General features: G+C 79.1%; 1 pseudogene. It reads left to right on the forward strand.

Going from position 1 to position 541, the window contains the following annotated elements:
• Positions 1-104 precede the first annotated feature (104 nt).
• Positions 105-541 (forward strand): annotated as a pseudogene (locus tag SJ20_RS02480) (hypothetical protein); the annotation flags it as partial.

Consider the following 541-nt stretch of genomic DNA (forward strand, 5'->3'; position numbering starts at 1 on the left):
GCCGTTTCCCGAACGAAAGTGCGCCGGGGGCCGCTGGTAGAGTCCGAACCGCGCCCGGCCGCGGCCGGACGCGTCCGGCAGCCCCTGTCCCGGAAGGACGTCCCATGCGCGACACCACGGCCGACGCGGCCCAGGTCCCCGCCCGCCCCGACGACGCGGCGGTGTACCGCTACCTCGCGTTCGGGGAGGCGGACCGCCCCTTCCTCGTCGGCGGTCCCCGGCCCGCACCGCTGGCCCCCGCCGCGACGCCGTCCCCGGTCGCCGACCTCGAGTCGGTCCGCGCCGCGATCCGCGCCCACGGCGGCCCCCTGGCCTCGACCGCGCACGTGTGCGGCCGCCCCGCCCCGACGCCTTCGGCCGCCGACGCGCCCCGCGGCCTGCGCGGTGCCGCGCGCACCCTGACCGCGACCCGCCGCGACGTCGCCGCACGCCTGGCCGACTCCCGCGAGCGCGCCGACGTGCCCGTCGAGGCGCTGCTGAACTCGGCCTTCGTCGACGCCCACGCGGACGAGCGCCCCGGAGGAACATCCGATGCATCTGA

The organism is Micrococcus sp. MS-ASIII-49 (genome assembly GCF_000946635.1).
GTDB classification, from domain to species: domain Bacteria; phylum Actinomycetota; class Actinomycetes; order Actinomycetales; family Micrococcaceae; genus Micrococcus; species Micrococcus luteus.